Origin of the sequence: Streptomyces sp. NPDC048479 (assembly GCF_040651435.1) — a bacterium.
GTDB lineage: Bacteria > Actinomycetota > Actinomycetes > Streptomycetales > Streptomycetaceae > Streptomyces.
In genome coordinates this window covers 1-8082 of record NZ_JBEZKA010000079.1, presented here as the reverse complement: position 1 = coordinate 8082, position 8082 = coordinate 1, and the positions used below count along the sequence as shown (strand labels likewise).

General features: G+C 67.1%; 5 protein-coding genes and 5 pseudogenes. 2 read left to right on the top strand and 8 right to left on the bottom strand.

The window, feature by feature from the left end; genetic code table 11:
* Nucleotides 1–1388: beta-propeller fold lactonase family protein (locus AB0D12_RS40740; RefSeq protein ID WP_362695012.1), on the top strand; the 1388-nt coding region annotated here is incomplete at its 5' end.
* 94 nt (nt 1389–1482) lie between these two features.
* Here AB0D12_RS40740 and AB0D12_RS40735 read toward each other — a convergent pair.
* The 5 genes and pseudogenes from AB0D12_RS40735 to AB0D12_RS40715 all read right to left on the bottom strand — a co-directional run.
* Nucleotides 1483–1623, bottom strand: a pseudogene (locus AB0D12_RS40735) (SAM-dependent methyltransferase); the annotation flags it as partial.
* A 508-nt stretch (nt 1624–2131) separates the two neighbouring features.
* A pseudogene (locus tag AB0D12_RS40730) lies at nt 2132–2332 on the bottom strand (ATP-binding protein); the annotation flags it as partial.
* Entirely contained in the window at nt 2331–2459 is a 129-nt protein-coding gene (locus tag AB0D12_RS40725; RefSeq protein WP_362695009.1) for a hypothetical protein, read from the bottom strand. The pseudogene AB0D12_RS40730 and the gene AB0D12_RS40725, both read right to left, overlap by 2 nt.
* Before the next feature lie 682 nt (nt 2460–3141).
* A pseudogene (locus tag AB0D12_RS40720) lies at nt 3142–3377 on the bottom strand (hypothetical protein); the annotation flags it as partial.
* A gap of 40 nt (nt 3378–3417) precedes the next feature.
* The gene (locus tag AB0D12_RS40715; protein WP_362695006.1) at nt 3418–3729 is read right to left on the bottom strand and encodes a hypothetical protein; all 312 of its coding nucleotides are present in this window, start codon (nt 3727–3729) and stop codon (nt 3418–3420) included.
* A gap of 316 nt (nt 3730–4045) precedes the next feature.
* Here AB0D12_RS40715 and AB0D12_RS40710 point away from each other — a divergent pair, with 316 nt between their 5' ends.
* On the top strand, nt 4046–4888 hold the full coding sequence (locus AB0D12_RS40710) for a sulfurtransferase (RefSeq protein ID WP_362695004.1): 843 nt from the start codon (nt 4046–4048) through the stop codon (nt 4886–4888).
* A 90-nt stretch (nt 4889–4978) separates the two neighbouring features.
* Here the strand turns inward: AB0D12_RS40710 and AB0D12_RS40705 are convergent, their stop codons facing one another.
* The 3 genes and pseudogenes from AB0D12_RS40705 to AB0D12_RS40695 form a co-directional block, all read right to left on the bottom strand.
* Nucleotides 4979–6358 carry an MBL fold metallo-hydrolase gene (locus AB0D12_RS40705; protein ID WP_362695001.1) on the bottom strand — a complete coding sequence of 460 codons (1380 nt, stop codon included), beginning with the start codon at nt 6356–6358 and terminating at the stop codon, nt 4979–4981.
* A 302-nt stretch (nt 6359–6660) separates the two neighbouring features.
* A pseudogene (locus AB0D12_RS40700) lies at nt 6661–6890 on the bottom strand (IS5/IS1182 family transposase); the annotation flags it as partial.
* A gap of 233 nt (nt 6891–7123) precedes the next feature.
* Nucleotides 7124–7813: pseudogene (locus AB0D12_RS40695) on the bottom strand (transposase); the annotation flags it as partial.
* Nucleotides 7814–8082: the final 269 nt, after the last annotated feature.

Below are 8082 nucleotides of genomic sequence, written 5' to 3'. Positions count from 1 at the left end.
GGTGGAGGCTGGTGCCGGTCTGGCTGACGGGACTGGCTGTGCTGGCGGGCCTGGCCCTGCCGGTCACGCTGGCCACCCCGGCCGCCGCCCAGGACAGGACCGTCGCCTACGTCGCCAACCTCAACTCGAACAACGTGTCGGTGGTCGACACTGCCACCAACACCGTCACCGCCACCATCCCCGTCGGCAACGCCCCCGGTGATGTGGCGGTGACCCCGAACAACGAGCGCGCCTACGTCACCAACTTCGGCGACGACACGGTGTCGGTGATCGACACCGCCACCAACACCGTCACCGCCACCATCCCCATCGGCGACGGGCCCCGCGATGTGTCGATTTCCTCGGACGGCACCCGCGTCTACACCGCCAACTCTCTCTCGGACAATGTGTCGGTGATCAGCACGGACACCAACGCCGTCATCGCCACCATCCCCGTCGGCGATCTCCCCTACGGGGTGGCGCCTACCCCGGACGGCACCCGCGTCTACGTCGCCAACCTCGGCGACGACACGGTGTCGGTGATCGACACCGCCACCAACACCGTCATCGGGGCCCCCATCCCCGTCGGTGACGGCCCGTCGGCGCTGGTGGTGACTCCTGACGGCACCCGCGTTTACGTCACCAACGAATTCGGCAACACGGTGTCGGTGATCAACACGGCCACCAACACTGTCATCGCTACGATCCCCGTCGGCAACGCCCCCGCGGGTGTCGCGGTTTCCCCCAACGGAACCCGCGTCTACGTCCCCAACCAGGGCGACGACAATGTATCGGTGATCAACACTGTCACCAACACCGTCACCGCCACCATCCCCGTCGGTGACGCCCCCATTGGTGTGGCGGTGACCCCGGACAACAACCGCGTCTACGTCACCAACTTCAACTCGGACAATGTGTCGGTGATCAACACGGCCTCCAACACCGTCATCGCCACCTTCCCCGTCGGTGACGCCCCGAAGGATGTGGCGTTCGCCACCTTCGAGAAGACCCCGACCAAGCTGAAGCTGAAGGTGGAGAAGAAGAAGGGCTCCAAGGGCAAGGGCTCCAAGGGCAAGGACGGCCTCACGCTGAAGGCCACGCTGAGCGCCGAGGGCCAGCCCCTGGAAGGCCAGACCATCGAATTCACCACCGACTCCACGACGCTGTGCAGCGACACGACCGACAACGAGGGCCGAGCCACCTGCAAGGTCACCGGCAAGCAGGACAAGGAGGCCTGCTACACCGCCACCTTCGCCGGCGACGACACCTACCAGTCCTCCACCGTCACCGTCTGCAAGAAGGGCGACCACGACAAGCCCGGCCACCCAGACCTGTCCGGCCAGAGCAACGCCCATGACCGGGCAGCGGCCGCCATGGCCTCGGCAGGCTTGGTGAGCTCGCAAGGCTGAGCCGCCGGTAATCGTTCACCCGATGGCGTACGGACCAGAACAGAAAGCCGCATGACAACCTGGTCCGTGCGCCCCTCAAGCATTTCTCGTTCCACAGCACCAGGTGGCTGCCGGGCGGGAGCGCGTCCATGAGGCGCCGGACTATCCCGTACGACTCCTCGGCGTCGCCGATGAAGATGACGACGCCGAGCAGCATGAGCGCCACCGGCTGGCCGCCTGCGCTGGAACGCGACGCCCGACCCGCACACAGAGCCGGTCCCATTGGTGAGGGACATGAGCTCTGTCAATCCCCTCGGACTGTGGAGACCTTCTATGCGGCCAGCTCCGGGCCGGAGTTGGCAGCGAACTCGCCTCCCTCGCGGACGACGCGGCCTCACCGCATGCGCCACCGACCTCACCGAGGGCTGCTGCACCAATTCGGCATCGACATGCCGCCAGCCTGATCCGAGCTGCCAGCTGTGCCCGCCCTGGCGGCTGGGCGATGCGAGCTGCGCTGCTGAGCACGCAGCCCGCTCTGCCGCGCGAACTGCTCGTAGTCAGTGCCGTCGTCCTCCCCCTCAGTCTGGCGGTCATCGGCTGCTGTTCTAGACCGCCACCGCGCCGCGACACCCCTGAGGCTCGAGCGCCGCCGCAGCGCGCGAGCGGCGGCACAGCAGACGCTGTACTCGAGTGTCGGCGACGCTTGAATCGTGACCCACTTCCGGCGGTTGAAAAGTGACCCCCAGCTGCTCAGTTGATGTTGGTCATTCCCCGGTGTTGGCCGCTGGAACCCGTCCGAGGTCGCGGCCCCGCATTCGGTAGCTGTCGCCCTTGAGGGAGATCACTTCGGCGTGGTGGACGAGGCGGTCGATCATCGCGGCGGCGACGGTGTCGTCGCCGAAGACCTCGCCCCAGCGACCGAAGGGCTTGTTGCTCGTGACGATCACCGACGCGCGTTCGTATCTAAACCTGGCCGCGTTTGCGGGCGATGTCCGGCCGCTCCTGCGAGGTGGGACGCGTCATGTCGATGCCGAGGAAGACGAGGCCGTCCAGCCCGGGTGCGTGGTCGCACCGTCTCCCGCGACGCGGCATCGGACAGCATGAGGCTCCCGGGGCTACGTCACCGGGAGCCTCACAGCTCGGGGGATACGCAATTAAACGAGGCGGCCCGAGCTTCGTCACGGCCCGGGCGACACCCGGCCTCTCGCCGAGGCACCCCTCGTGTTCGGCTCCGGCGATCCGGTCGGCGAGTACCAGCGCAACCGCATGGCACGGTCGGCGCTATCAGCCGCCCAAGGGCCCTGCCGTCTACTGCCAGCTGCGTCCGTACGAATGCCGGCCAAAGTCGACCGCCTGCTCGAGCATCCGCTGTGTCTGCTCAGCCACCTGGCGCGCTTCGGCCGGGACATCCCCACGCTCGTTTCGGCGTAGATGGGGGCATCCGATCGGTCCGCGGGGCTCACGGCACGGGTCCTTTCCTAGACAGCAGGTGCTTCCCGCCAGCTGCCGGAAGCAGCCGCCGAGTCTACGGACGCCGTCGTGGGGGCGCAGGGGCACCGTGCCCGGAGACTGAGTATGTGGGCGCAATAGGTGCGCTGCCCTCTTACGCAGGAGGACCCACGCCCCGGGTCCGGCGCGTGGGTCCGTGCCGCCCGAACGACAGCAACCCGGCCGCCGCAGCGATGCCGGTAGACGGTGTGCGAGCCTTGCTCAGGCCCGGCGGTGCCCACCACTGAAGCCGTTGCCGCCGCCGGGCCGGGCAGGCAACCAGCACTCAGCGGATGTCTCCGCCCCAGTCCCAGCACGCGGATCATCCGCCCGCGGTGCGTACACCGCCCGGCCCCCAGGACCGAACGCGCCGATCTCGGTGCTCAGGGCAGCGCCCTCGGCCAGCTGCCCCGCGCTCCAGCCGGTGACGTCCAGCAGCAGGCCATCCAACGGCCCGCCGACCAACTCCCGGTAGACGTGCCCCGGCCGCGGACCGGGGTCGGGATCGTCGTGGTCGGTGCCTTCTCTGAACTACGGGGTCGTGGCTGTCAGCCAGATCGAGTCAGGAGTTGGTTGCTTCGGCGGTTCGGGCAACGAGTTGATCGAATGTTGGAACTCCTAGAAAGACCTGTGAGCCCTTCCGCTCCTGATGTGCATCGAGTTGGGCGATCTTCTCCTTGGCGGCGGCCAGGCTGGTGGAGAGACCTTCGACTTCACCGAGCCAGCCTTCGCGTTCGGCCTCCGCGATCCGTTCCGCCAGGTTGTCGCGGATCTCGATGAGGCGTGGTCTCCCGGTCGGCGAGACGATCAGGACGGGGCAACGGGACGCATGCGCCGCTGCCAGAACGACCGGATCACCCCACGGGGACGGCACTTACTCGATGCGCAGGCCAGCTTGCCGGGCAGGTTCCGCGGACCCGGTCCAGCTCGGTGCCCACGCCGTCAACCACTCGTAACGGCACAGGTGGCGCGATATGGGCGGCCATCTTACGATCGGCTCTAGAGGGTGCACATCGTGCCGGGAACGAGCCATCGCCTGCGCCAGATCACCACCTACTGCGTCGCCCTGAGGGCCGCCAATCCGTGTCGAGGCCCCGCACATGTCGCCGGCGTCCAGCGGGTGCACCAAGCCTTCTACGGAAAACGTGCAGGAACATGTCCGCCGCACACTGCCCCGGAGGAGAAACAGCATGAGCCGCAGCGAGGTCCTGGTAAACGCCGACTGGGTCGAGGCCCAACTGGACGACCCGAAGGTCGTCGTCGTCGAGGTCGACGAGGACACCTCGGCCTACGACAAGGACCACATCAAGAACGCCGTCCGGATCGACTGGAAGAAAGACCTCCAGGACCCGGTCCGCCGCGACTTCGTGGACCAGGTGGGCTTCGAGAAGCTGCTGTCCGAGAAAGGCATCGCGAACGACGACACGGTCGTCCTCTACGGCGGCAACAACAACTGGTTTGCGTCCTACGCCTATTGGTACTTCAAGCTCTACGGCCACCAGGACGTGAGGCTCCTGGACGGCGGCCGCAAGAAGTGGGAGCTCGAGGAGCGCGAACTGGTCGACGGCACCGACGTCCCGCAGCGCCCGGCCGCCGAGTACAAGGCCAAGGCCCAGGACACCTCCATCCGCGCCTTCCGTGACGACGCGGTCGCCGCGATCGGCAGCCAGAACCTGGTCGACGTCCGCTCCCCCGACGAGTTCAGCGGCAAGCTGCTCGCCCCGGCCCACCTGCCACAGGAGCAGGCGCAGCGCCCCGGCCACATCCCGAGCGCCCGCAACATCCCCTGGTCCAAGAACGCCAACGACGACGGCACCTTCAAGTCGGACGACGAACTCAAGGAGCTCTACGCCGAGGAGCAGGTCGACCTGGCGAAGGACACCATCGCCTACTGCCGTATCGGTGAGCGTTCCGCGCTGACCTGGTTCGTCCTGCACGAGCTGCTCGGCGTCGACGGCGTCAAGAACTACGACGGTTCCTGGACTGAGTACGGCTCCCTCGTCGGCGTGCCGATCGAGCTCGGCGCCAACTAGCAGGAACACTGATCCGCGGACTGCGGCACCGGACGTTCACCGAGTCCGGAGCCGGCGTGTGGTTGAGGAAACGATCAGCTCGGGGCGGCGTCAGTCCTCCGCGGCCCTGGGCAGAGTCAGTCCCTCGCGGACAGCCGCATCGAATGTGTCGTCGAGGACGACCACATGGCGTCCAGCCGCATCCAGCAGGGATGCGGCGATCGCCGCTCGCATCCCGGCAGCGCAGTGGGCCCAGACAGGAGAGCCCTCCGGCAGCACGTGGTCGAGCCGGTCTTGCAGCTGGTGGATGGGTATGTGGATCGAGTTCTCGACCCATCCGCGCCCGCGCTCGGAGTCACGACGTACGTCCAGCACCACCACCTCCTCGCCGTGCCTGCGTGCTTCGGCAAGGTCGGCGAAGCACGCCCGTCGGAACGAGGCGAGCTGCTCCCCTTCGCGCACCCAGTCGCTTGGCTCGCCTGTCGCTGCGGCCGCCGGACGGTCGATGCCCACGCGTACCAGCTCGCGCTGAGCCGCAGCGATCTGCTGCGGCGTCCGGGCCAGCAGCGTGACGGGCTTCCCGAAAGGGATCAGCCAGGCAAGGTAGGTGGCCAGCTTGCCGGCGCCCTCGAAATTGAGCGAATGGGCGACATGCCCTTCGGCAAATGCCATCCGGGGACGCAGATCGACGACCCACTCTCCGGCCGCCAGCCTGGCGGCGATCTCTTCGGCGTCCGCCGTTGCGGGGGGCCTGAGATCGACCGGTGCAGGTCCTGCGGCGTTGGCAGGCGCCATCCGCGCGTAGTACGCCGGCACGTCGTCCAGGCCCTCCAGCAACTCGGCCACGAAGGCGTCCACATCCATGGTCAAGGCGCCGTTGTTCTTGCGTTCGGTGCCGATCGTCGTCGTTTCCCCGTGAGCTTGCGAGCTCGAGCAGAAGCTGCCGAAGCCGTGAGTGGGATATACCGGAATGTCGTCGGCCAGTTCGTCGGCCAGGCGATGGGCCGAGGCGTACTGAGCACGGGCAAGCTGCCTGGTGAGCCAGGGTTCCACCAAGTCGGGACGGCCCACCGTGCCGATCAGAAGCGACCCGCCGGTGAACACCGCCACTGGTTGTTGTTCCTCTTCCAGGACGTAAGCGGTGTGGTGCGGGGTGTGTCCGGGAGTGCCCAGCGCGCGCAGCACCAGCTGCTGGTCCACGCCGATCGTGTCACCGTCAGTGAAGGGCGTGCGGGTGAAGGCAACCGCGGCCCCTGCCGGGACCACGTACCGAGCTCCACTGACCTGGGCCAGCTCCAGCCCTCCGGTGATGTAGTCGTTGTGTACGTGCGTCTCGGCGACCACGGTGATCCGCACACCGCGCCGGACGGCCGCAGCGATGACGCGGTCGATATCGCGCGGTGGGTCCACGGCCACGGCAGCATAGGGCCCGCCGGCCAGATAGCTGCGATTTCCCAGGGTCGGAAGCTCCACGGTGTCCACGAAGTACACAGCCACATCCTTCGCAAGGTCACATCAGCCGGCAGAAATCACCGCACTCCTTCGCTGTGGCCACTCCTGTACCTTCAGCATCGCCCGGCCGCACCCCGGGCGCCATTTGGCAGCGGGGCACCTGTCCACCAGGAAGATCAGTATCGGGCAGGTGCCCTTGGTCAGGCCCCTTCACGACCTCGTCCTGGCCCGACAACCCGCCTGGACCAGCCCCCTGCAAGAGAGCGAAGTACCGTCTTCGCACAGTGAAGATCACTGCCTGCTCGGATTCAGCCGTGCAGTGCAGTCCGGGCAACTCCCAAGCCGCGGATTTCTGGGTTTCTATTGACGACTTCGACGTCGATTCCCAGGCTCGCGCCGTGCTCGACGACGGCGTTTTTGAAGCCGGTGTCGACCCAGCTCTTGGAGATGGCGGGTACGTTTTCTTGGCCTGGTCGAGGAGTTGTTTTCCCACGGAATTTTCGGAGAGGCTCGCGGCGGTGACGGTCACAGCGAGGAGGAGCCCGATCGTGTCGGTGAGGATGCCTCGTCGTCCCGCCAACGTCGGCGAGCTCCGGTGGGCGCCAGCGGGCCTCCCGTAGCGCCGAGCGCTGTTGTCTGCCCCCTCGTGATGAGGAGGGGATCCGGGCCCATCCCCGCATCCGTGCACTTCGATGTGCGGCACCGGCCACCGGCCTCCCCCTCTTCGCAGCCAGTCCGTTGCTGGATTGGGCACACGAGGCGGTCGGCGTGCGGCCCGCCATGTAAGACCGTCCGGCGAATGGATCACTTGAGGCGTCGGGTGGTGGGGCGGTCGTCCCAGCGGTAGCGGCTGGTCGCGCGACGGATGAGCATGCGGAGCGTGACGAAGGCGGCGGCCAGATACAGGTAGAAGTCCACGGCGTCACCGGTCTTCTCGGTGCAGCGACGCAGCTTGCCGTAGCTGTTCATCCAGGAGTGCATGCGCTCGACCACCCAACGCTTTCCGGCCTGGATCGGCGCCGGCACGCCCTTGCGGGCGATCTCACCGGCGAAGCCGAACTCGTCCAGCAGGTCACGGGTCTTGGTGCTGTCGTATCCGCGGTCCAGGTTGACGTTCACCTCGTCCGGCAGGGGGCCGACCTGGTTCTTCGTGGCCTGGAGGGTGAGGCCGAGCAGGGGCGAGTCGTGCCGGTTGGCGCCGGCGGAGACGATCCCCAGCGGCACTCCGGCCGCGTCGGAGGACACCGAGCGTTTGAGGCCCTGCTTGCCGCGGTCGACCGGAGAACGGCCGGCCTCCTCGCCGACGAGAGGGGGCCTGGTGATGCAGCCGTCCACCGAGACCTCGGCCAGGCCGAGGCCGATCATGCGGTCGTACGCCTGCAGTGCCAGGGCGTGGACCTGCTTCGATATCCCCATTTGGGCCCACTGTTTGACACGGCGTCGGATCGTGCGGTCCGAACAGCCGGGGCTGGTGTCTAGGGCCTCCGCTCCAGCAACCCTTGTTATGCGGACTGAGGATGAGGCCGTCTGTAACGGTCTCCGTGGTTGATTGCCCCCAGGTTTCGATATGGCTCTGATCCATTCCCACGGTGATGGAACCACCAATGGGGACAATCTTAGCGATTCCGACGCTTACGGTCGCAGAAATACTCCGGGTGACCCCGTCACTGAGCCTTTTCAGAGCGGCCACCGATCGGGTGACAGTCGGGCGGTCGTGGACCGAGGAAGAACGGACAAGGCTCCCCGGCAGTTGAGCGAGGTAT